24 protein-coding genes and 5 pseudogenes are annotated in these 25,897 nt (G+C 32.9%); 6 read left to right on the top strand and 23 right to left on the bottom strand.

Features of this window, described 5'->3' with window-relative positions:
- Positions 1-8 precede the first annotated feature (8 nt).
- A complete protein-coding gene (rpmF, locus tag ABWU62_RS02265) occupies positions 9-191 on the bottom strand; it encodes a 50S ribosomal protein L32 (protein WP_353287384.1) in 183 nt (60 codons plus the stop codon).
- Positions 192-420: 229 nt separating this feature from the next.
- On the opposite strand from rpmF, the gene ABWU62_RS02260 reads away from it, so the two are divergent.
- Both ABWU62_RS02260 and ABWU62_RS02255 read left to right on the top strand, forming a co-directional pair.
- Complete coding sequence (locus ABWU62_RS02260) at positions 421-1,203, top strand: MlaE family ABC transporter permease (RefSeq protein ID WP_353287383.1); 783 nt, start codon at positions 421-423, stop codon at positions 1,201-1,203.
- Positions 1,196-1,897, top strand: a complete 702-nt coding sequence (locus ABWU62_RS02255; RefSeq protein ID WP_353287382.1) for an ABC transporter ATP-binding protein — start codon at positions 1,196-1,198, stop codon at positions 1,895-1,897. Before ABWU62_RS02260 ends, ABWU62_RS02255 begins: the two co-directional genes overlap by 8 nt.
- A gap of 280 nt (positions 1,898-2,177) precedes the next feature.
- Here the strand turns inward: ABWU62_RS02255 and ffh are convergent, their stop codons facing one another.
- The 8 genes from ffh to rseP form a co-directional block, all read right to left on the bottom strand.
- A complete protein-coding gene (gene ffh, locus ABWU62_RS02250) occupies positions 2,178-3,521 on the bottom strand; it encodes a signal recognition particle protein (RefSeq protein ID WP_353287381.1) in 1,344 nt (447 codons plus the stop codon).
- Positions 3,506-5,065: a proton-conducting transporter membrane subunit gene (locus ABWU62_RS02245; protein WP_353287380.1), complete on the bottom strand. Its 1,560-nt coding sequence runs from the start codon at positions 5,063-5,065 to the stop codon at positions 3,506-3,508. Before ABWU62_RS02245 ends, ffh begins: the two co-directional genes overlap by 16 nt.
- Positions 5,066-5,868: 803 nt before the next feature.
- Entirely contained in the window at positions 5,869-6,084 is a 216-nt protein-coding gene (locus ABWU62_RS02240; protein ID WP_353287379.1) for a hypothetical protein, read from the bottom strand.
- Between the two features lie 85 nt (positions 6,085-6,169).
- Positions 6,170-8,983, bottom strand: coding sequence for an FAD-dependent oxidoreductase (locus ABWU62_RS02235; protein ID WP_353287378.1), 2,814 nt, complete (start codon positions 8,981-8,983; stop codon positions 6,170-6,172).
- A 45-nt stretch (positions 8,984-9,028) separates the two neighbouring features.
- Positions 9,029-9,460: a 3-hydroxyacyl-ACP dehydratase FabZ gene (gene fabZ, locus ABWU62_RS02230; protein WP_353287377.1), complete on the bottom strand. Its 432-nt coding sequence runs from the start codon at positions 9,458-9,460 to the stop codon at positions 9,029-9,031.
- Positions 9,461-9,464: 4 nt separating this feature from the next.
- Positions 9,465-10,025 (bottom strand): OmpH family outer membrane protein, encoded by a 561-nt coding sequence (locus tag ABWU62_RS02225; RefSeq protein WP_353287376.1) that lies wholly within the window; start codon positions 10,023-10,025, stop codon positions 9,465-9,467.
- Entirely contained in the window at positions 10,026-12,377 is a 2,352-nt protein-coding gene (gene bamA / locus ABWU62_RS02220) for an outer membrane protein assembly factor BamA (protein ID WP_353288144.1), read from the bottom strand.
- A 7-nt stretch (positions 12,378-12,384) separates the two neighbouring features.
- Positions 12,385-13,500 carry an RIP metalloprotease RseP gene (gene rseP, locus ABWU62_RS02215; protein WP_353287375.1) on the bottom strand — a complete coding sequence of 372 codons (1,116 nt, stop codon included), beginning with the start codon at positions 13,498-13,500 and terminating at the stop codon, positions 12,385-12,387.
- Between the two features lie 98 nt (positions 13,501-13,598).
- Here rseP and ABWU62_RS02210 point away from each other — a divergent pair, with 98 nt between their 5' ends.
- Entirely contained in the window at positions 13,599-13,865 is a 267-nt protein-coding gene (locus ABWU62_RS02210; RefSeq protein WP_353288143.1) for a succinate dehydrogenase assembly factor 2, read from the top strand.
- On the opposite strand, the gene ABWU62_RS02205 is transcribed toward ABWU62_RS02210, so the two are convergent.
- From ABWU62_RS02205 to ABWU62_RS02195, 3 genes and pseudogenes are all read right to left on the bottom strand, one after another.
- On the bottom strand, positions 13,843-14,160 hold the full coding sequence (locus ABWU62_RS02205; protein ID WP_010404232.1) for a cell division protein ZapA: 318 nt from the start codon (positions 14,158-14,160) through the stop codon (positions 13,843-13,845). The genes ABWU62_RS02210 and ABWU62_RS02205 overlap by 23 nt on opposite strands.
- A gap of 43 nt (positions 14,161-14,203) precedes the next feature.
- A pseudogene (locus tag ABWU62_RS02200) lies at positions 14,204-14,481 on the bottom strand (HU family DNA-binding protein).
- 19 nt (positions 14,482-14,500) lie between these two features.
- Positions 14,501-16,153: a 30S ribosomal protein S1 gene (locus tag ABWU62_RS02195; RefSeq protein ID WP_353287374.1), complete on the bottom strand. Its 1,653-nt coding sequence runs from the start codon at positions 16,151-16,153 to the stop codon at positions 14,501-14,503.
- 103 nt (positions 16,154-16,256) lie between these two features.
- On the opposite strand from ABWU62_RS02195, the gene trmB reads away from it, so the two are divergent.
- On the top strand, positions 16,257-16,901 hold the full coding sequence (trmB, locus tag ABWU62_RS02190) for a tRNA (guanosine(46)-N7)-methyltransferase TrmB (protein WP_353287373.1): 645 nt from the start codon (positions 16,257-16,259) through the stop codon (positions 16,899-16,901).
- Between the two features lie 205 nt (positions 16,902-17,106).
- Here trmB and ABWU62_RS02185 read toward each other — a convergent pair whose 3' ends face one another.
- Positions 17,107-17,628 (bottom strand): pyrimidine dimer DNA glycosylase/endonuclease V, encoded by a 522-nt coding sequence (locus ABWU62_RS02185; protein ID WP_353287372.1) that lies wholly within the window; start codon positions 17,626-17,628, stop codon positions 17,107-17,109.
- A 122-nt stretch (positions 17,629-17,750) separates the two neighbouring features.
- A pseudogene (terL, locus tag ABWU62_RS02180) lies at positions 17,751-18,368 on the bottom strand (phage terminase large subunit); the annotation flags it as partial.
- Positions 18,369-18,451: 83 nt separating this feature from the next.
- Here terL and ABWU62_RS02175 point away from each other — a divergent pair.
- Positions 18,452-18,832, top strand: a pseudogene (locus ABWU62_RS02175) (helix-turn-helix domain-containing protein); the annotation flags it as partial.
- A 17-nt stretch (positions 18,833-18,849) separates the two neighbouring features.
- Here ABWU62_RS02175 and ABWU62_RS02170 read toward each other — a convergent pair.
- Both ABWU62_RS02170 and ABWU62_RS02165 read right to left on the bottom strand, forming a co-directional pair.
- Positions 18,850-19,023, bottom strand: a pseudogene (locus tag ABWU62_RS02170) (IS630 family transposase); the annotation flags it as partial.
- On the bottom strand, positions 18,981-19,112 hold the full coding sequence (locus ABWU62_RS02165; RefSeq protein ID WP_353287371.1) for a hypothetical protein: 132 nt from the start codon (positions 19,110-19,112) through the stop codon (positions 18,981-18,983). The gene ABWU62_RS02165 and the pseudogene ABWU62_RS02170, both read right to left, overlap by 43 nt.
- On the opposite strand from ABWU62_RS02165, the gene ABWU62_RS02160 reads away from it, so the two are divergent.
- A protein-coding gene (locus tag ABWU62_RS02160) for an IS630 family transposase (protein ID WP_353287151.1) occupies positions 19,106-20,111 on the top strand; the annotation gives its coding sequence in 2 pieces (ribosomal slippage) (positions 19,106-19,567 and positions 19,569-20,111; 1,005 coding nt in all). The genes ABWU62_RS02165 and ABWU62_RS02160 overlap by 7 nt on opposite strands.
- A gap of 3 nt (positions 20,112-20,114) precedes the next feature.
- Here ABWU62_RS02160 and ABWU62_RS02155 read toward each other — a convergent pair.
- From ABWU62_RS02155 to mnhG, 7 genes and pseudogenes are all read right to left on the bottom strand, one after another.
- Positions 20,115-20,961: pseudogene (locus ABWU62_RS02155) on the bottom strand (IS630 family transposase); the annotation flags it as partial.
- A gap of 778 nt (positions 20,962-21,739) precedes the next feature.
- Positions 21,740-22,027, bottom strand: coding sequence for a hypothetical protein (locus ABWU62_RS02150; RefSeq protein WP_353287370.1), 288 nt, complete (start codon positions 22,025-22,027; stop codon positions 21,740-21,742).
- A 310-nt stretch (positions 22,028-22,337) separates the two neighbouring features.
- Positions 22,338-24,236, bottom strand: coding sequence for an RNA polymerase sigma factor RpoD (gene rpoD / locus ABWU62_RS02145; RefSeq protein ID WP_353287369.1), 1,899 nt, complete (start codon positions 24,234-24,236; stop codon positions 22,338-22,340).
- Positions 24,237-24,374: 138 nt separating this feature from the next.
- Positions 24,375-24,677 (bottom strand): cation:proton antiporter subunit C, encoded by a 303-nt coding sequence (locus ABWU62_RS02140; protein WP_353287368.1) that lies wholly within the window; start codon positions 24,675-24,677, stop codon positions 24,375-24,377.
- Positions 24,674-25,093: a Na(+)/H(+) antiporter subunit B gene (locus tag ABWU62_RS02135; RefSeq protein ID WP_353287367.1), complete on the bottom strand. Its 420-nt coding sequence runs from the start codon at positions 25,091-25,093 to the stop codon at positions 24,674-24,676. The genes ABWU62_RS02140 and ABWU62_RS02135 overlap by 4 nt, the downstream gene beginning before the upstream one ends.
- Entirely contained in the window at positions 25,086-25,610 is a 525-nt protein-coding gene (locus tag ABWU62_RS02130; RefSeq protein WP_353287366.1) for a DUF4040 domain-containing protein, read from the bottom strand. The genes ABWU62_RS02135 and ABWU62_RS02130 overlap by 8 nt, the downstream gene beginning before the upstream one ends.
- A gap of 11 nt (positions 25,611-25,621) precedes the next feature.
- Positions 25,622-25,894, bottom strand: a complete 273-nt coding sequence (gene mnhG / locus ABWU62_RS02125) for a monovalent cation/H(+) antiporter subunit G (RefSeq protein ID WP_353287365.1) — start codon at positions 25,892-25,894, stop codon at positions 25,622-25,624.
- Positions 25,895-25,897: the final 3 nt, after the last annotated feature.

Genomic DNA, 25,897 nt, shown 5'->3' with positions numbered 1-25,897 from the left:
ACCATTAGTTACTCCGCCTTTTGTTTAATGAAAACACGTCTTCCTTTGTAACTGTTGTCAACTGCTATGTTGTGAGGCAACATGAATTCTCCAGTTTTTGCACATACCACGGTATTCTTAGGCTTAATAGCATGATGAGAACGATGCATATTACACTTTGACTTTGACTTTTTGTTCTTTGGAACTGCCAAAACTTACTCCAATCGAATTATAACACGATTTATTAGTAGCATGTTTTTTACAAGAAGTAAATAGCGAAATAAGTAGGGTTTTCTTACAAAATTCAGTCTTATAAACTTAAACTCAAGCATTTTGATCAAAGTATATTGAACTTAGGACATATCTTGACTATACTCTGGTGAAGTTAATAAAAATTTTAATAAAATCAGTAAAACTAATTTTAGCTAAGATAAGTGTAAAGTGAGTTCTTTTAATATAGACAGCGTTAGAATAATCGGTAGATGCTTTATTAACTTTCTGTTGAGGGTTGGTAACGCATTTGTATTTTTTATTCAATCTCTATACCACTGCTTTATTCCTCCATATTATTTTAGCAATGTAGCAAGACAAATTATAGAGATAGGCTTTTTCTCTTTGCCAATTGTTGGGCTCACTGGAGTTTTTATAGGAGCGGTGATAGTTTTACAAAGTAGCTTGAGTGGTCTATTGATGAATCAAGAACAAGTAGTACCTAAACTTGTTACGATCACTATCATTAAAGAGTTAGGGCCAGTTTTGATCAGTTTAATAATGGTAGGGAAGGTTGGGTCGTCAATTGCGGCAGAAATTGGTACGATGCGCATCACTGAGCAAATAGATGCACTTACAACTTTGGACATCAACCCTTTCAAATATTTAATTGTACCAAGGATTTTAGCGTCAATCATAGTATTTCCCATGCTTACAGTATGTGCAGATCTAATAGGAATATTTGGAGGGTATGTCACCGCAGTCTTCGAATTTAACCATAATTTAAATATATACATAAAATATACAGCTCAATTCTTTAATATGTACGATTTTGTTGTTGGGCTAATGAAAGCAACTGCTTTTGGCGCTATAATTTCTGTTTCAAGTTGTTATTACGGTTACCATTGTAGAGAAGGTGCACGAGGAGTAGGTGTTGCTACAACATCAACTGTTGTTTTATCGTCTATATTGATCATTTTAGCAAACTACTTGATTACTTTGATACATGCATAGCCCCATAATATCAATATTGAACTTAAGCTTATCTTTTGATGATAGAACGATATTAAACGACATAAGTTTTGATATATTGCAGGGAGAGTCATTAGTCATACTTGGCGGCTCGGGAAGTGGCAAATCTGTATTAACAAAAATAATCATTGGATTGCTAAAACCAGACTTAGGGTCTATTAAAATAAATAGTAAAAGCAAAAATAAATTTGGAGTCTTATTTCAAAATTCTGCTTTATTTGACTATGTTACAGTGTGGGAAAATATATCTTTTAATTATAAAAAACGCTTTAATATTAGCAAAAAGGAAGCAAAACAGCTGGCAATCGAGAAGTTAAATGACGTTGGACTGGAAGAAAACATAGCAGATATGTTTCCAATAGAACTATCAGGTGGAATGAAGAAAAGAGTGGCACTTGCAAGGGCAATTGCACACAATCCAGAAATCATCGTCCTGGATGAGCCAACTTCAGGGTTGGACCCAATTATGTCAGATATAGTAAACGAGATAATAATAAAGTTATCTAAAGATCTTCGTCCTACAATTATCACGATTACACATGATATTCATAGTGCATTTAAAATAGCTGACAAAATAGCAGTATTATATGAAGGGGAGATCATTTCTCACGGAACTGTTCAGGAAATACAAAATACTAACAACGAATATATAAGAAAATTTATTTATTGTATATAGCTACAGGTTTACAAACGATATTGTGGATGCTATAACTAACCTAACTTGAGCTATCGACAACCTTCGGTCTGTTACTAGTGTAGTGCTACGGTGGTATAGTGTGTTAGCTATAAAACAACGCATTAAATATAGATAAAGTAACTTAATATCAATTTTTATTATCATGCCAATTCCAACTGCAGAAATTTATTGAATTTGTTACTTCACGCTAAAATAATATACTTCACTACTCAACGGCAATTACAATTGATGATTTTATTTCATTCTACTATTTATTGACTTATTTTCTGCTCAGCATATCCATTAAATCAGATTCTTTGAGTTTACTATGATCGACTTTACTGAACTTATTTACCATAGAGCTCATTTGATTATACTGCTTAATTAAAAGATTAACATCAGTTACACTTGTACCGGACCCTTTAGAAATTCTAAATCTTCTTTTGCCATTTAAAATATCCGGATTTTGTCTTTCTTTTTCAGTCATTGAATTTATAATGGCTATATATTTTTTCACTTTATTATCGTCTGGTATACCGCTGCTTAACTTTTTTGTGAATGAGCTAGGAATGAATTTCATTATGTTGCTAATACCATCCATTTTATTGAGGGTTGTTAACATGCCCACTAAGTCGTTCAGATCGAACTTACCCTTTTTTACTTTCTTTTGCAGTTTATCAATTTCTTCCTGACCAACAATCTCAGCAGCTTTCTCAACCAATGAGACAACATCACCCATACTCAGTATCCTTTTTGCAATTCTATCAGGATAAAAATCATCAAGGTCACTTAATTTTTCACCACAAGCAATAAATTTAATTGGACAATTGGTGATCATTTTCATAGAAAGAGCAGCACCACCACGTGCATCACCATCAACACGGGTGAGAATAATCCCAGTTACACCTATTACTTCATTGAATGATTTGGCAATGTTTACTGCATCTTGACCTATCATTGCATCGGTTACTAAAATAACCTCTGTAGGTGAGGATATTTCCTTTACGGCTTTTAACTCACTCATCATATTGTTGTCGATATGAAGCCTGCCCGCGGTATCCAGTATTAACACATCATAATTATCATTTTTTGCTGCTGTTAGTGCCTTTTTTGTAATTGCAGTGGGCTTATCGTCTATTATTATAGGTAAAGTTTGCACATCTATTTGTTTACCTAGCACTTCAAGTTGTTTTTGAGCGGCTGGTCTATAAATGTCCAAAGAAGCAAGCAACACTTTTTTCTTTTGTTTTTTTAACTTCAGAGCAAGTTTCCCTGAAGTAGTTGTTTTTCCCGCACCTTGCAAACCTACCATCATAATCACAGCAGGAGGTTTAACCGATAAATTTAAGTCACTTTTTTCTGATCCAAGAACTGCAACTAAATTATCCTGCACAATTTTGATTATCATTTGCGCTGGAGAAACGCTTTTTATGACTTTTTCCCCAATCACTTTATCTTTAATGTCGTTGATGAATTTTTTTGCAACTTCAAGTGAAACATCAGCTTCGATTAAGGCCATGCGTATTTCTCGCATGGCAAGGTTAAAATCATCTTCAGAAATGATTGATTTTCCTCTCAGTTTATTAAATACAGAATTTAAACTTTCAGTTAACGATTTAAACATAATATAATTAGTAGAATACTCATTAAAAAGAGAGAAGAAGCTGAAACAAAACTCACTGAGTTATAACTCAGCACTTCTTTAAGTTTATTAATATTATTAAAGTATAAACTAGCAAGTGAATTAGTCAAGTTTTGCAGTAAGTTGGCAGACATTTCTCTCACTTTAAAGATCAGTTGATTGAACAGCAAAGCAATATATGGTATAAGAGCTCTAAAAATCCAATCAACATCCATTTTAAAATTTATCCTTGGGTAAAACAACTTGCGTAAAGGAATAAACAATAAAGTGGTACATAATAACAAATTAAATTGCGACAAAATATTTTTTGTGTTGTACACAAAATCGAAAATCGAAGATTTATTGTAAATAGGTAAGTAAGGGTTGCCGGCGATTATACATATAAATGCTAAAATAAGCATAGATATTTTACCTTCCCTATTTGTTAAAGGTTTTGACTTACTTTTTGCAATAAATATGTAGTAAAGAAATTTGAGTCCCACGCTTAAATAAAGCAGTAAATTCAGAATCTTGTATAAATTTTTATATCCTTTTAGGGCAGCACCATTTATTTCAATTTCAGCTGCAATGTATGATTTACTGATGAATCCAGCAGTTCCAGGAAATGCAGCCATTGTGAGTACTGCGATCATAGCGCACATACCTTCCACTGACATTAGTTTACCCATTCCATTAAAACTAATTGTTTTTGTTTGTGAAATAATCGAATTGCTGACTACAAATAATAGTGATTGATAAAGAAGAGAGAAAATTATGTGTAACATCAAAATTGGTATTGCATTTTCCGAAGGGATAAGTAAACCTCCTGCAATAATCAGCAAGCCCATTTGTCCTACAGCATTATAGCATAAAAATCTACGAATATTTTGCTCAAGGGAAGCAAATATAATGCTGTAAATTACAGTAATAGCGCCTACAAGTGCTAATATTTCAGTACAATCTTGCCATAGGGTATAAGTGTGTAAAAGCATCACTAAAAAAGAGACTTTAGTGGTAAATAAAGAGAGATATGTAGTGCCATGCAGCGACGCATCAGGATACGCATCAACAACCCAAAATGAAAAAGGGAAACAAGCACAGTTTATTAATAAACCCAAAATTATCAGGTTAGTGCTTTGAAATGCCAATCCTGCTATCAATATAACTCCAACGAAAAAGTGTATACAAGCGTACCTTATTGCAGATCCACTATCTTTACAGCTAGCTGCAATAACAAAAAATGCACTGATGGTCATTAACTCAAAGAATATTATAACTAATATTGTCTGCTCAGATAATATTGCACTGAGCGAACTGATAGTGTAAGCAGCAAAGGAAAGCATCTCTGAAAAACTCAAATTTTTTGCTGGTAGAACAGCTAAAAATGCAACTGATAGAAAAGATATTAGTACGATACGAAAAGATAAATCATAATTTAGAACTGGATGAGACCAATTTAATATATTACCTAAATTTTCAGGTAATGTTAGGACTATAACTATTAATGTAGTCAATAGAAATAAAAATGAAAATTTATAAAGTTGCACAGTGATGTAAACCAGTATGGTTTATGCTACCTCAACATACAAATAAAATCAATTTGCATATTAACCACCAGTTAAGCTAATTACCATATAATTACATCAGGGTTCAGAGGGTTATAGAGAAACCGGTCAGATTAGGTTTTTAATCTAATCTGACCGATAGCTTTAATAGTGAGGTAAGCTCTAATATAGCGCTCCTAATTCACAGTGCTACACTCGTGCATAATTTATTTTTAATTTGTGCACGAGCGTTAGTAAATTATTTACTTTTTGAAATAAAGTTTGGCATCACTTTAATACCCAGAACTTCAGTAAGTCTGCCAGTTGAAAGTTATTTACTCGCTTTCTCTTCAGTATTTGCATAAATATAATGGAGCTGCCAGTTTTTAATTCACTCATTCGACTTTTATGCTCTTCACAATATCTGATTCTATTAAAGAATTCTTTGTTAATTTAGTTTTTTATGTTTTTTGGATAATAATATAGATAGGTTCCGCTAACATGTAGCGGAATATTAAATTGTTTGGCTATAGATCGCTGTATCAAGCACTGTAATGACGGCATTCGAATAGCAGATAATGGAACCAAGAGAGCTCTGAGTAGCTGTATAATGAAAATTAGATTATAAAATCCTCTGACAGCACATTCTGTGTTGTATCATTATCCATAACTGTGTAATCAATATTATATTTATCGAATTCATTGCGCATCCTAGTTAAATGTCCTTTACCATGATCCAAAAGAACACTTACGTAGCTAAAGCTATCATTAAAAAGATCATTATAAATTACTGGAAATTGAACTGTTTAGGATGTTGTACACTCATCCTGACCGTTATTATCTTTACAAAGGGACATTTTTCCTGTTTTGCCAGTATCATCTGTAGTAGAAATAAGAAATTTAATACCTACGTCTTTGTTTTTTGCTACAAACTCCTTACACTTTCTACTTTTTGCAGAACACGGTCCTATAGCTATATAGTAGCTTTCTTTTGGAAGTGTGAATATTAACTGATGTGTCATAATGCTACCTTAATAAAAATCATTATTATAGTATAGATTTATTAATAAATAATATACATTATGGTATAATTAGTACAAAATAGGTTTAACCAATCTCAGTAGGACTGCCAGTTGGACCCATAAGAATTATTTGTTCACCTTTTTTAAAACATTTACATAAATTAGTGGAACCGCCAGTTTCAAGCACAATAGTAGAAATAAATCCTTTTTTTTTGTCTACTTCAGTGCCGGTTACTGCTATACCTTCCATAGTGAGGTGAGTTTTTCTGCTATTGGTTTCAAAATTTTGCAACCTAAAGAATTGTCCAGGTTTAAAATTCTTTGCCGCAAGTGGTGCTTTGATCACTATTTCCACAACTTTGTCTGTTAAATATTGAACTTTTATAACCTTTGCAGTGAATTGCTCTTTGATTCTATTAAAGAATTCTTTGTTAGCTTGACGGAACAGCGTCACTCCAGCGCGTGACGCTGGCTGATTAGCTGTTTGGATCACTCCACTCAAAAGCTGAGAAATAATAGGGTAGCCGTTCTTAGCACTTGCCATAGCTTTCACGACGCTGCCGCTATACGAAGGGTGAAGATCACCAAAAAAGCTGATTGTTTTATTGCTTTGCTTATACACTAATATTCTATCTTTATTTTGCATTTTAGGAGAAAATATTGGGTCTATTTCTTTTCCTGATGAATTCAAATGAGTAAAATACCCATTACTTAATTTAAAATGCTTTTTATCTTCTGTTGCAATAACTGTATTTGGCTCAGTACCTGCTGCTATAAAAATAGAACGTGCTTTTATACGTTTGATTTCGCCGGATTTTGTGTCTATCAGTTTTATTGACTCAGCATGGTTATATTTATCTGTCACAACTTCAACTGGCTCTAAGTTTTCAATAAAGTAAATCCCTTCTGATAATGCGTTTTGCACCTCTTCGCTATTTAATCGATAACTTGGCGAGTCTTTCAGCTCTTTTCTATATACAACTTTCACTCCCCCCAAGCTCTGCATTAACTCCAATATTTTTATTTCTCTATTCTCTTTTTTTGCTAACTCTTGTTCTGCTTGGATCAACTGTGCGTGCGATATGAGCTCATTTGCAATTTTGTGTTCTTCCTCTGTCCAATCTTTTTCAACATAGTCCTCTCCATACTTATCAACTAATATCTCATAACGAAGAAGAAATTTTTCTACTTGAATTGGATAATACGCTAAAGCTTCAGTGGCAGTGTCAATCGCAGTAAGCCCCGCACCTATGACAATTATCGGCATACGAACTTGCAGATTTGCTATAGAATCAAATTTAAGAGCGCCAGTCAGTTGTAACGACATAAGAAAGTCAGATGCCATACGCACTCCGCGAGCTAGTGTGTTTTTTATTTTGATCATTTGTGGCTTACCAGAGCCAAGTGCCAAGGCAATGTGATCAAAACCCAAGTTGAATGAGTCATCAACAGTTATCGTGCCACCAAAACGAATACCTCCATAAAGTGCGAAATTCTCACGTCTTTCCAGCAACAGTCTGATAATCTTTAAGTAATTTTTGTTCCATCTAGAGGTTATGCCATACTCTGCTACTCCACCAAATCCACCAGCTGTGCGTTCACTTAGTTTTTCATGCTCGAAATCTTTAATTAGCTGAAAATTATCGATCAAAGGTTCAATCTTTAGTCCATCAATGGCGATAACGTTATGCCCATCGTTTAATAAATGATGAGCTAAATTAAAACCCGCAGGACCAAGGCCTACAACTAGAACGTTTTTTCCAGTGTTTTCTTTTGGCAATGGACGCTGGAAATTTAAAGGATTCCAACGGCTAAGCAGAGAATATATTTCAAAGCCGTACGGTAAACTAAGCACGTCATCCAAAGTTCTTGTTTCAACCACTGGCACATTTACAGGCTCTTGTTTCTGGTATATGCATGAGTTCATGCAATCATTGCATATTCTGTTCCCAGTAGCTGCACATAGCGGATTGTCTATCATCACAATTGCAAGACTTGCTATGCTGTACCCTTCGCTCTTCACCAGATTCATTTCTGATATTTTCTGTTCTAGTGGACAGCCATGCAGTTCAACTTTAAGTGGAGATTTTTTAAAGGCATTGCCATTATTAATCAGTCCTTTTGAACAGCTATCCTTATTTTGCTTATGGCAAAATATGCAATAGTGAGCGTTATCTAATGCTTTATTCAAACGCACCTTTTTATTTGTGAGATCAAAACCATATCGCCTCTTTACTTCATTTGAATACAGGGCCTTAACTCCGTCTACTTCTTTTTTAGAGAATGATACAAGATTTTCGTGGTCAGTTTTTCTGTAGATACTAAAGAGTATACTCTGTTTATTTTTCACTCTCCACGCTGCATATTGTGCCGCAAGTTCTATTTCCTTTTTGTGATGCTCTTTATCCTCAAACCAATGCATCACTTGCTCGGCAAAGCTTTTCTCTGTTGTCAATAAAGTAAGAAAACGATTTAATCTGTTTGCGACATAATCAATGTCTATATTTGCTATATCAGTGTATTTCTTCAATGCGTAGCGCTGAACAAACAACCTTTTGCATTTATATATTACAGCGAAGTCGTTGTGTTTTTTCCTTAGCTCTTCTATTTCTTTTTCAATATTGAAAAGTTTTGCGATAAATTCATCAAGTAAATATGAAAGATCTATAATTAGCTGGTTATCTGTCATCCAAGTAGCTGACCGTCCTTCTTGTTTTCTAGATCCCAGTGTCAAGCACTGGGATGACATAGAAGAAGCTGCTTTTTCTCTTGCTTCAATCAGTGAACAAAACAAATTTTCATCGCATGATTTGATGTAATCTAAAAACGCCTCGTCTAACTTTATTAATTCACTACGAGTGTATAAGTTTGAAAATGAGATTTTGAAATTCAGTTGCATCTTTATACTATACAGCGTACATACTGTTTCTTACAGATGAAGATTTTATTTCTTTTTTAATGCTGCTGAGATTATTGCTTCTGCAACCTTTTCTTCCTTAACATATGCAACACACTCAAATTTGTGTAGACCTAAACGCACACTTTGAATATTAGCTTGAAGAATCAATGCGTCTCCTGGAGTAACTGGCTTTGTGAATTTTGCATTTTCAATTGATCTCAAGTAAACAACTTTATTTTCTATTGTTTCTTTACCGAGAACACATATTGCAGATGCTTGAGCCAGAGATTCAATTATCAAAACTCCTGGCATTATCGGATGGCCAGGAAAATGACCAATAAAAAATGGCTCGTTGAAAGTCACATTTTTGATTGCTTTTATACTTTTACCAGGTTCGCATTCTATAACCCTATCTACTAAGAGAAAAGGATAAGAATGTGGTAGTATTTTTATAATATCACTGATATTAAATTGCATAAGCCTACTCAATGCTTTGCAAAGCAAATTCAGGTATTTCCTTGTTTACATTTTTTAATACCACATCTGATAAATCTGCTTCATCCATAGAGTATAAAACTTGATTCTTTTTTGAAATAAATAGTACTAAATCTATATTGTTTTTTTCTGCCGTTCTTTTAGCAATTTCTTTTATCTTATTAAAAACACTTTCTACTGCTTCTCTATAATTTTCTTCTAAATGTGATATTTTCTTAGCATAATTATCCCTAACACTTACAGTATGCTTACTAAATTGTTCTGTCTTTTCCTTTTTTGCTTCTTCTGATAAAAGTTCAAATTCTTCTTTTGATGGCTTAAGTTTTTCTAACTCACTTTCAAATTTTTGCTGTAATCTAGAATTCTGATCCTTTATTTGTTGTTGTATACTTTGCAGAGCAAGAGATTCACTGATAACTTTGTCACTATCAATAATGGCAGCCTTTGTATTAAGCGCGCTCTGAGGTTGATACCCTATAAATTTATACCCTACAAATAAGGAAATAACTAAGGCAATAACTGATGTAAATAATTGTATATATTTCATTTAAATCCCCGCTTCAATAGAAATTTTAACGTTTGTTGATGGTATGTCATAAGCTTCCTTTACTAAAGGAAATCCAAAGTCTAATCTTAGTCTACCAAAAGGAGAAGGCATTGAAAAGCCAAAACCTGGTGATACTCTTATAAGCTTACTGTCGTAATATTTTCCTTTATACCTTACTTTTTCATCTAAGCCAAAAAGCATTGCATAATCAACAAATAATGAGCCTTTGATACCAGTATAGTCGTATAATTTAGGTAATGGAAAATCTACTTGCTGTGTTAAATTAAAATAAGTTTTGCCTCCTAATGAGCTTTTATCTTCTTTATCATTTTCATCTTTCTTACCTTTTACTCTTGGTCCAATACCAGAAAGGTCAAACCCTCTAATTTCATTGCCACCTTTAAAAAAGTGCTGGCCAATGTTTAGCTCTTTATCGGTATAAGAGAAAATATGACCTGCTGCTATTTTAAAGCGCAGTGTTATATCATCATCAATTTTGCTTAGTATAGGGCGTGTATAAAAAGACAAAAACTCAGATTTTAAGAAATTTACATTTCCCCATAATCCTGAAATATCTTGACTTAAACGCAGTAAATATCCCTCTTTAGGAGTATAGAGGTTATCCAATTTGTTGTATGCTAACGTATACCCCACTGATGAAATTTGATACTCACCTACTTGATCTCTTATTATTTCAGAGACATTCTCATCTTTTCCACCCTGATTGTCCATGTGTATGTGATTACACTTATAAGAATAGTGAAAAGAATTGGTTAGATTTTCTAAAATTTTATAAGATAATTTTACTGTTCCTCCCCAGTCACAAGTATCAAAAGTGGTGTTTGGCTTATCTTGTTTTTCATAAAATATACCTACGCCTAATGACGTATCAGAATCGTTAAAATTGTTTTCAATAGCATCTATATTAGCAGAAAGCATGTACTCACTTTTTTCAAGAGCAAAAGAGAGCTCTTTGCCGCTACCAAATAAATTACGATCCGTGAAATCAGTTTTAATAAATACTCTACCAGGCCAGGACATACCTCCTGTTAAAGATAATGAGGCAGTTCTTTTTTCTTTGACATTTAAATCAAGATTTACTACATTATCACTCACTGTGTAACTATTTATTTTCACTGTTTCAAAAAAATCACTATATATCAGTTTTCCACGTGATTTTTGAATCTCAGCTGTGTTATATGCGTCACCTTCTGCTATACTGAGCTTTCTTCTAATTACTTTATCTAAAGTGCGGTCATTGCCATCAATAGTAATTTGGTTTATATAAATCTTTTTACCTGGTAGCACTTTGTAAGTTACATCCACAATATTGTTATGTTGTGTATATTCTGGATTAACTTTTGCAAATATATATCCTTTTTCGTTTAAATGTTTACTTATTTTTTCTGCTGTATTGTTAATTTTAACTCTATTAAATATTTGATTATTTTCCTCTTTGATAAATTCTAATATTTCTTCCCTTAAACTTAAATCCTGAATCTCAGTTTCAATATCAACTTCATTACTTCCAAATAAATATTGCTCCTTTTCATCAATCAAAAAAGTTAACTCTATTTGGTTGTTGCTATCAATCTCAACAATTGGTTGGATATTATTTTGAATATATCCCTTAGATGAATAGAAGCGATCAAGCAGTTCTGTGTTAATCAGTAGATATTGAGGTGAATAATGAGTTCCGCTTTTAAAAATGGCTCTAAATAACTTACTAAATATATCATTGCTATGCCTTTTGATAACTTGCTCTAGCTCATTTGCTGAAAAGTTTTTATTACCTATGAATCGTAAACCCTTAATTTTAGACGTTCTTCCTTCTTTTATCTTAAAAATTAGGTTTATCCTATTGCTACCAAGCTTATCTAGCTCGTATGCAATTTTAACACCAATTTTACCACTGTTCCTATAAAGGGTAGCTAGATTTATTAAATCGTTTTGTAATTTTGTTTCAGTGAAAATGGTTAGTGATTTTGACTGGATAACGTTATTTAGCAACTCTTTACTGTTAAATAACTTATTGCCCTTTAATATTACTTTGTTAATCAATGGATTCTCATGAATTTTTACTACTAAGTTTTTTTCATCATCGATATAGGCGTTAATACTAGCAAATAACTTTGTTTTATATAAACCTTTTATAACTGAATCTATATCATCACCATTTATATAATTACCTGGTTCTAGTTTTGTATAAAATCTTATTGTTTGATCACTTACTCGCTCATTGCCAATATACCTGATATCTTTTATCTGTACTTTTTCCTTATTTTCTAGAGCAACAAGTAGAGCAGGAAAAGAGATAAAAATTATTATTAGTATGTGGAATAACTTCTTCATACGTATCTTAAAAAAGATGCCTAATATCGTTTGTGATTGCAACTGCCATCAACAAAAACAGTATGGTAGCACCAAAAGTGGCTGCATATTTTTGATATTTCAAACTCAAATCTCTACGTATCACTGTTTCTATGATATAATGAAATAAATGCCCACCATCTAATAGTGGTATTGGCAATAAGTTAATAGCAGCTAAATTAGCTGAAATGATTGCCATAAAATATAGAACTATAATAAATCCCTTTTTAGCTGATTGTCCTGAGTATTTTGCGATTTTTATTGGCCCGCCTATTTCATTTATACTCCTCTTACCAACGACAATTTGAAAGAGGGCTTTGATTGTTAAACACATAGTGTGGTAAGTTTCACTCACTGATAGGCTAGCAGCTCCAAGAAAAGATGACTGTCTTAACCCAGTCATATTAATTGAGGTAATTCCTATAGTATTTCTTTCTATTATGTTGCCAAAGACATCTCTATCCTCAACTGTAAACGGAGTTAGGGTAGTTGTATGCTCTTCGTTATTCCTGCTATATTTAATTTCAATTCTTGTCTCAGGGTTCGACATTATCACGCGTGAAATATCTTCAAAGTATTTTATTTTATACTCATTGATCTGTGTAATAGTGTCACCTGGCAACAGGCCAGCTTGCTTTGCTGCACTTTCTTCAATTACATTACCAATTACCGGTGGAGTACGATAATAGCCTGCCACACTAAAAAATACTGTGAAGGCTATAACGGTAAATATCATATTTGCAAAAGGCCCTGCAAAAACTATTGCTGCTTTTTGATATCGAGGTTTTGTATGGAATGAGTATAATTTTTCTTCTTCAGTTAATTTTTGTTGATCAACAGGAACGCTTGCTGCATTAGTATCCCCTAACATTTTAACGTAGCCACCCAATGGAAAGGCACTTAATTTCCATCTAGTTCCAGACTTGTCGTTAAAACCAAAAATTTCAGGACCAAAGCCTATAGAAAAAGATTCAACTTTAACCTTGCATGCTTTAGCGACAACATAATGCCCACATTCATGCACGAATACTATGATAGAAATTATTAAAGAAAATGATAAAAAATAATATATTCCAGCGCTAAGTTGATGAGAAATTAATTCCACCTATGTTTTAAATCTTAATCAAACATTGAGTGTATTAAAATGCGCCTTGCTTGACAAGTATTTAGTTTAGTCTTTAAATTAAAAAAAGTTTAATGACAATGATAGATATCTCCTTATTAAGAAGAAAACTGATGTATAGGAGTTGGCATAGGGGTTGTAAAGAAACTGATATACTTTTAGGGCATTTCGCATTGAAATATCTTGATAAATTTTCCTTAAGCGAACTAATTGAATACGAAAAAATAGTTGACCTTGATGATTGCGAATTATATTGTTACATAACTCGTAAGACACTTCTCCCCCCTGATTTGAGTAGTGAGGTAGTCGATTTGATTGCTTGCTTTAATCACTTATGCACCCAATAATCTTGTTTACCCTATCTAACACTTCAGCATATTCTACTCTTTTTTCCTCCCTATACTTTTTGCATTCTTGATTTATTTCATCTAATCGCTTTGTTAATTCTAAAATTTTGTCTTCGAGAGTCAATGCTGCAAGTAAGAAATTTAATGCATCTGAGCCCTTACCTCCAGTTCTTTGAGATATGGAGCTAACTAGCTTGTTGAAGCTATTAGCAAGTTGTAATAAATGGTCCTTCTTTTTACTTTCGCAAGATATTTTATATGTGTTATTATGTATAACTATTTCTACTACTTGCATATGATGCTATATTGTATAACTTTCAAGTTTACAATATAGATTTTCATTCATTTATCAAGAGGGATAACTTTTTACTGCTACGAAAATAAGTTTTAAAGTATTGATGTTTTGCAACCTTCTGTGACATCAAATTACTTGCTTCTTTCAAGTTATAGCTTCTAATTGAAAAAGAACCAAACCCCCTGATTTCAACTCTATTATGATATTTCAATGTGTTTGAAAACACTCGAAAAAAACTATCAACTATGCTGCTATAATGACCTTATCTAACAAAAGGTGTTTTTTTGCCACTCTTGCTATTATATCAGATTTCGTTGCCATTTATATGAAGCACAAGAAGTTATTTGGCAGATAATATGATATTATATTTTTCAACACCTACTACTTCAACTTTTATTTTTTCTGATATAGAAAACTTTTTATTTTCTGGTAAATGCTCTTGATCTACTAAAAGGGTTACATTGTTCTCAACCTCAACGATTAGACCATTTTCCTCTCTCTTACTTACAGCAACCTGCATTTTATCCCCTACTTTAACTTTCTCTATCAGTTCTTCAAGGGGATCATACTCTATTTGTTTTACTCCAAGATAAATTCTTGTCCGATCTACGTTAGCCCTTATCACTTTTGCTTCTATTTCATCACCTACATTATACTTTTTTATCTCATCTGAATTGTTTTTGGACCAACTTAGATTTTGCATATAAATTGTTCCTTCTACGTCCTCAGATATCTCAGAATCATCAAAAGTCACAGATATTTGTGAACCATTGTTGCTTTTAACTTTACCAGAGACAATAGAACCAAGAGGATATTTATTAATAAATACTTGCCAAGGATTCTCTACGCACCTTTTTGTGCTTAAACTCATCTTATTTTTAATAATGTCAATACCGAGAATTTTTACATCCACTTCTTGTCCTATTGTTACAAAACTACTAATTGGTAAATTACTCTTGCTCCAAGTTATTTCTGATGAGTGTACCAAACCCGCAATCCCAGGTTTAATCTCAACAATGAATCCACAATCTTTTATACCTGTTACACATCCTTTGTATACGCTGTTAATTGGACATTTTGACTCTAGATCTTGCCAAGGATTGTCTCCTAATTGTTTTACACCCAGGGAGATTTTTCCATTTTCTCTATCTATTTTTATAATTTTAGTTTTTATATGCTGACCACAAGAAAAAATTGCAGATGGATGACTTACATTACTCCAAGAGATATCTGTAATATGTAGCAGTCCATCTATAACTCCCACTGTATCTGATTCATGGATGCCAACAAATACACCGTAGTGAGTGATGCTTTTTATTTTGCCTTCTACTACATCACCTTCATTTAAAGATTCTAAAAACTTAATTTTTTCACCAGCATGCAATTTCTCTAATACCAGCTTTCTTGATACTACAATATTCCCCTGCTTCTTATCCATTTTAAGCACGATGAATTTTTGTTCAGTTTCAATAAGGTGATTAGCATCTTTTATTTGCTTCAAATCTACATGACTCAGAGGTAAAAATGCACTTATTCCATCACCAAGATCAATAATAAAACCGCATTTAATTGAGCGTTTAATGATTCCTGTTACTTCATCTTTTGTAACTGCGCTTTCTTCCAATTTATTCCATTTTTCGTCTCTGATTGCTTTCTCACGACTAAGAACAACATTACCATGGTAATCTTCAATTCTTTCAACATAAACTCTAATTTTCGAGCCAACAGTGATATCATCATTACAACTGAGCTCCTTAATCAGAATTCTTCCGTCTGACTTTAAACCAACATCAACCACAATATCATTAGAATTTCTTCTTGTGATTATACCTTCTACCACATCTCCTTCTTTGATTCTGTTAGCAAAAGAATCTTCACAAAAGTCATTATCTTGATTGTCAAATTGATCTTGAAATATCTCTTCTATGAACCTATTTGATAATAGCCTCCTGATAGCAACTGTATTTTCCATACCTTTTAACTTTAACTTCATTAGAACTGATATATTATATAATATTAATAATTAGTGACAAGTAAATTCTCATTAATTCATTTCGAGAATTGTTTAAGCTATAAAAGATTAAGTTATGTAAGATATGCTATCTAGGAATAATAAATGGATTAGATCATTTTCCAGAAGATCTAGGTTAAAGTTGAATGTTTTGGAGAAATATTCTATTCAAAACAGCAGGGAATCTATAAAAAAGATCATAAGTTCGCAAAAAAGGATATGGGTAGAAATAGGTTTTGGCAATGGCGAAAATATGCTTTATCAAGTATTCAATGAAACTGACTTATTATTTATAGGGTGTGAGCCTTATTTAAAGGGGGTTTCTTCCTTGCTAAAAAGCATAGAAGCATACAGCATAAAAAATATTTTAATATGGACAGAAGATGCAAGAGAATTAATTGCCAATTTTCCTGACAACAGTGTTGAAAAATTCTTTATTCTCTTTCCAGATCCATGGCCAAAAAGAAGTCACAACAAAAGACGGTTAATTAATACGGAATTTTTAAATTTATTAGCAAAAAAAATACTTATCACAGGGGGAATATTTATTGCAACTGATCATCAGGATTATGCAGAGTGGATAGAGTTACATATAAAGCAGTGTAATTCTTTAATCTACAAGGAAGAGAGTTTTCCAAATTATACTCTAACAAAATACCACAGAAAAGCGCTAGAATATCAGCGTAAAATAAAGTTTTTTAAAGTAAGTGTTATGTCTAAAATGACTTAGAATTTACCTCTACTTGTTAGTACAGATGTGTACGTGACACTCTACAGTGCAAGCAGTCCATCATGTACTGGAAATAACAGTTCACTAAATTCTTTAATCTCACTAGGAAGATCAATAAACTTGATAAACATCAACATTATCAGCCAGCATTGCTTTTGTAGCTTCAATTTACCTTTTTTATGACCGATTTGGATAATTTTATAACCTATAGCATTTTGTCTAGCAACCAGTCTGGTGCTTCTCTACCTTTTTCCCACTTAGCAAATCTCATCTTTTCTTTTAGGTAATATTCTCTATAGGCTTCTATTGGGTTACTACATTTATATCGATCAGGTAACGCTTGTGTAAAAGCTTGTATATCAGATGATCGAAATATTAGCAAATCCTTGTTATTATTGCACCAATCTATAACTTCTTCGGATTTATGCGTTCTTTTGTATCGCAAGCTATATTCTATACACAATTCTTTTCCATGTTTTATTAACCAATCAAAGTTTCCTTTTGATTGTCTAGCCCATAAAGAACAAGGATGGTTTTTGTGAGTAAGTTTATATGGAACTTCTATATTCTGGTTTGTAATGCTGACTAAAGGATTTGGCTCTTTTAATGCGATTGAAAAAACACTGCTAAGCAATTGAGCAGTTTCTAGCGGCATTTTTACTATGTGCTTATCGCATAACATTTGTGCTGCAGTTACAGGATTTTCGTCTAATATAAAGATATTCATCTAAGCATCTAGAGATAGAGTTATTGCGTAGTATTTATTTCAGTAAACCTCAAAATATCATTTAGAAAATGGATAAAACTCAGTTAAAAAAATTATACACAATTCCGAGGGACCTTTTCAAGCTACAATGAACGTATAGCTACCACTCTAGCAATATTATTGCTCACCCACTGAAGATATTGCACGGTACTGTCTACTTGATCGTCGTGACGGGTTTCTGGGAACATTAAAATCTCATACTCAAAGTCGCTAAGCCATACTGCTTGGTTAGGGAGAAAAACCCGCTCAGATTCTATAATTGGGACAATTCGGTGAAATCGAGTTAATTTGTCATCATGTGGTACTATTTGAATAATAGGTAAATCACTGTTTTTCCTGAGCTCCTGAACCAATTGTTGACCGCTTGCTTTTGCTTCGATTAAAATTGCATGTGGCTTCCACCTTGCAGCCAGTGATAAAACTTGTTCTTTAAGTTTTGGATACTCAAGTTTTGCGCGGTATACATCGAGCAAATAGAATTTATTATTTATTTTTGTCCAGGTAGTGCAGACACTAAAGTCACTTGTGTTGTTTGTTGAAATTGCAGTATCCCAACTTTGCGTTACATACAATAGGCTATCAGGAAAATTTTTATAGCACTTCAACCACTCTCGTTTAATTATACCACTTGAAAGTGGTAGAGGGTTTTGTTGGTATTGAGCAGCAAAACCATAACTCCCAAGTTCAGCTTTTATCATCTCATACCAATTCCCGCTATACAAGCAACGAATAGACAATAATGGAAAAAAAGCCATACTGGAGTAAGTAAAATAGCGAGGTTTAGATGGCATTAAGATCAAAATTATTGGATGAAAAAGTGGTGGAATCAGCAAAAGAGATGCTGAAGAAAGTAAGAAATAATGCGTATGTTGCAAAAAAACTAAATGCTGTAATTGCAGCAAAAAAGCACAGTATAACAGCTGTAGCAAAAATATGTTGCATTTCGAGAAAGGCAATTACTACATGGATAAAGCACATAAAATTTGGAAGAGAAGAAAAATTATTTTCTCCACCTCAACGCCGTAGAAAAACTATATTGAACCAAAGTCAACTTGAACAAATTGAGGTGTGGATAGAGGAAAACCCCAATATTACTATTAGAGAAATGAGAATAAGAATCCAAGAAAGATTTGGTTTGAATATCAGCAAATCCACAATACATCGTAATACCAACTCTCATTATTAATGAACCAAATAAGAAGCATTGCAGAGTTGTTTAACCGTGGAAGGGGAAAGAGAGGTAATAAATTTACACAAAGCGCTCTCAAGCAGAACAATTGTATCGTAGATTTTATTGCGCAAAATGTTCTGTTTTATATATAACCAAAACCTCTCAACAGGATTGAGGTCAGGTGATACCAATTCCCGCTATACAAGCAACGAATAGACAATAATGGAAAAAAAGCCATACTGGAGTAAGTAAAATAGCGAGGTTTAGATGGCATTAAGATCAAAATTATTGGATGAAAAAGTGGTGGAATCAGCAAAAGAGATGCTGAAGAAAGTAAGAAATAATGCGTATGTTGCAAAAAAACTAAATGCTGTAATTGCAGCAAAAAAGCACAGTATAACAGCTGTAGCAAAAATATGTTGCATTTCGAGAAAGGCAATTACTACATGGATAAAGCACATAAAATTTGGAAGAGAAGAAAAATTATTTTCTCCACCTCAATGCCGTAGAAAAACTATATTGAACCAAAGTCAACTTGAACAAATTGAGGTGTGGATAGAGGAAAACCCCAATATTACTATTAGAGAAATGAGAATAAGAATCCAAGAAAGATTTGGTTTGAATATCAGCAAATCCACAATACATCGTAATATGCAAAGAATGAAATTCTCATATATCACACCAAGACCAGTTCATAGTGGACAGGATAAAAATAAGCAAGAGGAGTTTAAAAAAAAACCTCAATGAAACTATTGTCATGCATTCTGAAAAAGAGCTATTTTTCTTCGATGAATCACGGTTTGGTACACATTCAAAAGTTGGACATGGGTGGTTTAAAAAAGGCAGTAGGACACAGGTTAAGGTAAAATTAGGTAGGGAAAATTTTTATCTCTATAGTGCAGTTAATCCCAGAAATGGAGAGAATTTTAGCTTATTTGCACCAAACGTCAACACTGCTTGTATAAATATATTCCTTGAACAGATGTCGCAATATTTAGGAATACGAAAGGCTTTTCTCGTGATGGATTGCGCTAGTTGGCATAAGTCAAAAAGTTTAAAGATACCTAAAAATATCGAAATTATATACCTACCACCATACTCACCTGACCTCAATCCTGTTGAGAGGTTTTGGTTATATATAAAACAGAACATTTTGCGCAATAAAATCTACGATACAATTGTTCTGCTTGAGAGCGCTTTGTGTAAATTTATTACCTCTCTTTCCCCTTCCACGGTTAAACAACTCTGCAATGCTTCTTATTTGGTTCATTAATAATGAGAGTTGGTATGAGTATGGTGGTAGGTATATAATTTCGATATTTTTAGGTATCTTTAAACTTTTTGACTTATGCCAACTAGCGCAATCCATCACGAGAAAAGCCTTTCGTATTCCTAAATATTGCGACATCTGTTCAAGGAATATATTTATACAAGCAGTGTTGACGTTTGGTGCAAATAAGCTAAAATTCTCTCCATTTCTGGGATTAACTGCACTATAGAGATAAAAATTTTCCCTACCTAATTTTACCTTAACCTGTGTCCTACTGCCTTTTTTAAACCACCCATGTCCAACTTTTGAATGTGTACCAAACCGTGATTCATCGAAGAAAAATAGCTCTTTTTCAGAATGCATGACAATAGTTTCATTGAGGTTTTTTTTTAAACTCCTCTTGCTTATTTTTATCCTGTCCACTATGAACTGGTCTTGGTGTGATATATGAGAATTTCATTCTTTGCATATTACGATGTATTGTGGATTTGCTGATATTCAAACCAAATCTTTCTTGGATTCTTATTCTCATTTCTCTAATAGTAATATTGGGGTTTTCCTCTATCCACACCTCAATTTGTTCAAGTTGACTTTGGTTCAATATAGTTTTTCTACGGCATTGAGGTGGAGAAAATAATTTTTCTTCTCTTCCAAATTTTATGTGCTTTATCCATGTAGTAATTGCCTTTCTCGAAATGCAACATATTTTTGCTACAGCTGTTATACTGTGCTTTTTTGCTGCAATTACAGCATTTAGTTTTTTTGCAACATACGCATTATTTCTTACTTTCTTCAGCATCTCTTTTGCTGATTCCACCACTTTTTCATCCAATAATTTTGATCTTAATGCCATCTAAACCTCGCTATTTTACTTACTCCAGTATGGCTTTTTTTCCATTATTGTCTATTCGTTGCTTGTATAGCGGGAATTGGTATTAATATATCAAAGAATAAACTTCACTAGTAGAATGTCATTCTAGTACTAAAATGACAAAAAGAGGATAAAATCGCAATAGCTACGTATCAAGCACCGTTGTATTTTCTCTATGTTTTAGGTTACTTTGTTTACCCCCCTTTACCATTCAGCTACGCAGATAGTTACTACAAATCGTAAAAATGTTTAAAAGAAATCGAATTTTTTATCAACTCATACATTTCATTACCAACTTCACAATAAGGTTCTGCAGTTGGATAAAAATAATCAAAAAAGAAATAATCCTTTAGTATTTTGTGCTGAATCCAGAATTATAGTAAGTATCAAGCCCTCCTTTAAATATCAACTTTAAGAGTATCTTTATACTTTTTCCAAATCACCCTCCCCCAAACTGGTCTGTGATGTTTGATAGTTATGCATCTCGATCATTTAACCCTTTGCTCTTATATTTACCAAGCATACTTTTCATTTTAGAGTTAAGATCGAATGCTTTTATTTCAAGATCTGCACTTTTCTTCATATAATCTAAACCATTAGCTAATTTTGCATTGAAACTCTATGTAAGCTTTTCAGCCAGCTCTCTTGCTTTTCGTCTTTATTAAAAGCTAGTATCAAACCAACGTCACATTTGCAACAATCACATGCTTTATACCACGTTCATTTAGAACCAAATGCATTGCATATTTCACTAGCCGCTTTATTTCAATACTTTTTCTGCTTTAACATTGTTATAAGCAGTGGCACCCATAATATTATTTCCGTCGATTATAATGAAAAATAAATCTCCTTTACCTACACCTGGATGATGTTTAATTACTGCGTTTAGCTGATTAACTAAACGAAATTTATTGAGGAAATAAGAAAAAACAGGGTCAAGAATTTCAGATGCTGTTGCATATAAAATCGCATAGTTATGACCTTGCTGTTCATAGTATCGATCAAAAAATGAGCATCTCCATGATGGCTTAAATTCTTCTAAAACCAAATACTTTGCTACATATTCAACAGCAGTAAGGCCATTGCTAAAAGATCTTCCTTAATGAAAAGGGGCATTAAGTTTCACGTTTCTTGCAAAGGATAAGTTATTTAAAATTTCAATAATTGCACTATTATCAGATAAACTATCACCTAGAACACAAAAATTTTTACACTCTGAATTAGAGTTATTATTTTTATTTGCCATAACATTCAATATCTAATCATATTGCTCTATGAAGCCTATAAAAAAGGAAAAATAGGGTAAAATTATAGAATTTTGGCTGAATTTTACCTATTTTTTGAGCAGCCCTTCTGCCTTAAAAGAAACCTCTAAGTTTTTTAGCACGGCTTGGATGTTTCAACTTACGTAGTGCTTTTGCCTCTATTTGCCTAATTCTCTCACGTGTAACATTAAAAATTTTTCCTACTTCTTCTAAGGTATGCTCCTTTCCATCTTTACCAAGGCCAAAGCGCATCCTTAGAATTCTTTCTTCTTTTGGTGTTAAAGTTGCAAGAACACTGGTCGTAATGCCACGCAAGTCGGCAAGTATTGCAGCATCCTCTGGTTTAGAAACTCGCTTATCTTCTATACAATCACCGAAGGTACTACTATCATCCTTTCCTGTTGGAGCTTCAAGACTTACCGGATCTCTTGCTATCTTCATAACTTTGCGTATTCTTTCTAGCGGCATCGCCAATTCTATACTTAATTCCTCTAATGTAGGCTCTCTACCCATTCCATGGGTCATCTTTCTTAATGCTTTGTTGATCTTACTGATAATTTCCACCATATGCACTGGTATTCTAACTACTTTAGACTGTTCAGGTATTGCCCTAGTGATTGATTGTTTTACCCACCAAGTGCCATAAGTCGAAAATTTATATCCACGTTTGTAATCAAACTTATCCACAGCCTTCATAAGACCAATATTACCCTCTTGTATCAAATCAAGCAGATCAAGGCCTCTTTTTGAATATTTTTTAGCAATCGAAACCACCAGCCTTAAATTAGCCTTAATCATTTCTTGCTTTGCTTGAGAGATTTCTCGTTCGTGTTTCTGTATTCTCTTGATTAGCTTCTTAAACTCCTGAACTTTATCTCCTTGTACATAACTCTTAATATTGCTTAAGGCACTAGCCATATACTCATAGCTATCGTTTATAAACCTTAAGAATTTATTTTTTAATTCACTTGTAAAAAGAGATTGATTTTCATTAATCTTGAGAAGACTTATTTCACTAAACTCACGCTTTAAAAGCACATCATCATAAACATTATAAAAACTTTCTCTATCAATATCGTACTTTCTAGCTTCAGTAATAAGATTAGCTTCTTCAAACGTGATTAGTCTATTTATTTCGTAAAGTTTTTTTGTAATTCTGGTAATAGCAGCATCACTAAACTGAATTTGTAATGCTACAGACCATATTTGATTATATAAATTTTCTAGCTCATTAGAGAAATCTTTAGAATCTTTTTTCAATACCAATGCTTCATTTGTTAAAGAAATGATCTCATCCAATGCCGCGATAACCTTTGGCAACAAATCACTTTCCATTTCAAGAACAGAAATACTTAAGTTAGCTGAACTTATGTCTTCACTCTCATTTCCCTTTTCATCATTACCTTTTTCCTCATCATTAACACAATCTCTAACATCTTCAGCTTCACTTTCTTCTTTGTCTATCATATTGAAATCAGAGTTATAAATTGCATCCAGATTTATAATTTCTCTCAGAAAAAAAGTTCCACCACTTAAATCATCACGCCATGTTTTGATCATGTTGAATGCCACTGATGTTTCAATGATTGCACGTAACATGTTATGCTTTTCAGATTCAATTTTTTTTGCTATCTTAATTTCATCTGCTCGTGACAAAAGCTTTACAGAGCTCATATCTTGTAAATAAATTCTTACTGGATCATCATTTTGCACTAAAGTTGTAGTAGTATTCAACGATGTCTCATCATCATCAAGCTTATTACCATCATCATTAGAAGGAGCTTCTTCCTCATCTTCACTACTTTCGAGTATGTTAACTCCAGAGTCTCGTAATAAAGCTATAGTATCATCTATAAAATCAGGTGAAAAATTTTCATCTGACAACTTATCATTTATATCATCAAAAGTGATAAAACCACCCTTTCTTATACTTTTAGTTACAAGATCTTTGATGATTTTTTTCCTATCTTCCGTATCATTAATAGTTGACATCATTACCTTTACAGTTTATAATTTTACTTCTTATTATCAAATAAACTTACAATTAGCAAGTTTATAGTTTTATTCTTAATTTATAGCTACTTGCTACTTCATATAGTTTAAGATACTGTCAATTCATTCACACTCTTCTTAATCAACCAATCTCTCCATTCTTACTGCTATGGACAATCCAACTGAAAATGTTGCAATTCCAACCACTATAGCAGTAAGCATTAAGACGTGAGGTATAGGATTGGTATATAAGTGAAAATTTGAAGTCAATATAGGAGGTAAAGAACTTTTTATATACCCTAAAGATATGTAAAATAACAAAACAGATGCTTGTAAGACACTTAATCCCATCATTTTTTTGATTAAGTTTTTATCATTTACAATGATATAGAAACCTAGCACCATTAATATAGTAATGCCTACATAATTATATAGAGTCATTGTTTTTTCTTACGAGCAAAATTTATATATATGATTAACATGGAAGAAGAAACGGTAAGTAATACACCCAGCTCCACTAAGAAAATACCCAATTTTTGACCCGTTCTACTGTCAGCTGACAATACACTATAGGATAAAAAATTTTGGCCAAATAAAACTGTTATAATACCAGCTCCTCCATAGGTTAAAATACCTAGTACGTTAGTAAATTTGATCATAGAGTAAGGTATTGCTTTTAAAGTTGTAGATATATCAAATAACATAGAATATAATATTATCCCAGAAGCAATAATTATCCCCGCCTGAAAACCTCCACCTGGAGTATAGTCACCATGAAACTGTATGTATAACCCAAACAAAATGATAAAAGGTATCATCAAAAATGTTACTGCACTTAACACCGGATCTTTAATCACTTTCTTTCTCTTCTAATATCAACATTATACAGAGTGCAGCAGTAAAAACTACTATAGTTTCTCCAAATGTGTCATAGCCACGAAAGCTTGCTAAAACAGCTGTCACTATATTAGGAATATCAATAGCCTTTTCAGTATTTTCTACATAATAAGGAGCAACGTGCAAGTGAACTGGAGCATTATGACTGCCAAAATCTGGTAATTGAATCATAAAGTATGATAAACATGCAGTCAAAAATAACATAAAAAAAAGTGTTGTGGGGCTATGAGATAAATTTGCTTTGTGATTCTTTACCAAAGAGAGTGCTGCAAACGTAAAGACTGTGCTCAATCCTGCACCAACAGAAGCTTCAGTAATTGCAACATCTGGCGCATTCATAATTAAGTACATAAGTGCAATAAGTGCACTAAATACACACATTAGAACAGCACTTACAACCAAATGTTTCGAAAGAACTATAAAAACTGTAACCGTGAGTAACAGCAAAAGTAATATTAGATTCAGTATTTCCAGCATCTTAACCTTCTTTAATAGTCTTTACTTTTATAATGAGTACGCGCTAAAATATAACTGTTAGTTGAATTGGCTATCCATATTATAAAAATCAATAATATAATTTTAACAGTATTGATTGAAAATTCATTTTGCCAAGCAAAACCAATCAACAACAACATTGCGCCACTAGAATCTGCAATACCTGCAGCATGTAGTCTAGTATAGAAATCAGGAAATACTACTACTCCTACGCTTGAAATGACTATTAAACAAATACCTAAAAATATGAGAATGGATGCTACCATAAA

This window comes from Wolbachia endosymbiont (group B) of Gerris lacustris (assembly GCF_964028355.1).
Lineage (GTDB): Bacteria > Pseudomonadota > Alphaproteobacteria > Rickettsiales > Anaplasmataceae > Wolbachia.
Note: the sequence above shows the minus strand (reverse complement) of the source record. Positions and strands in the feature narration are given on the sequence as shown.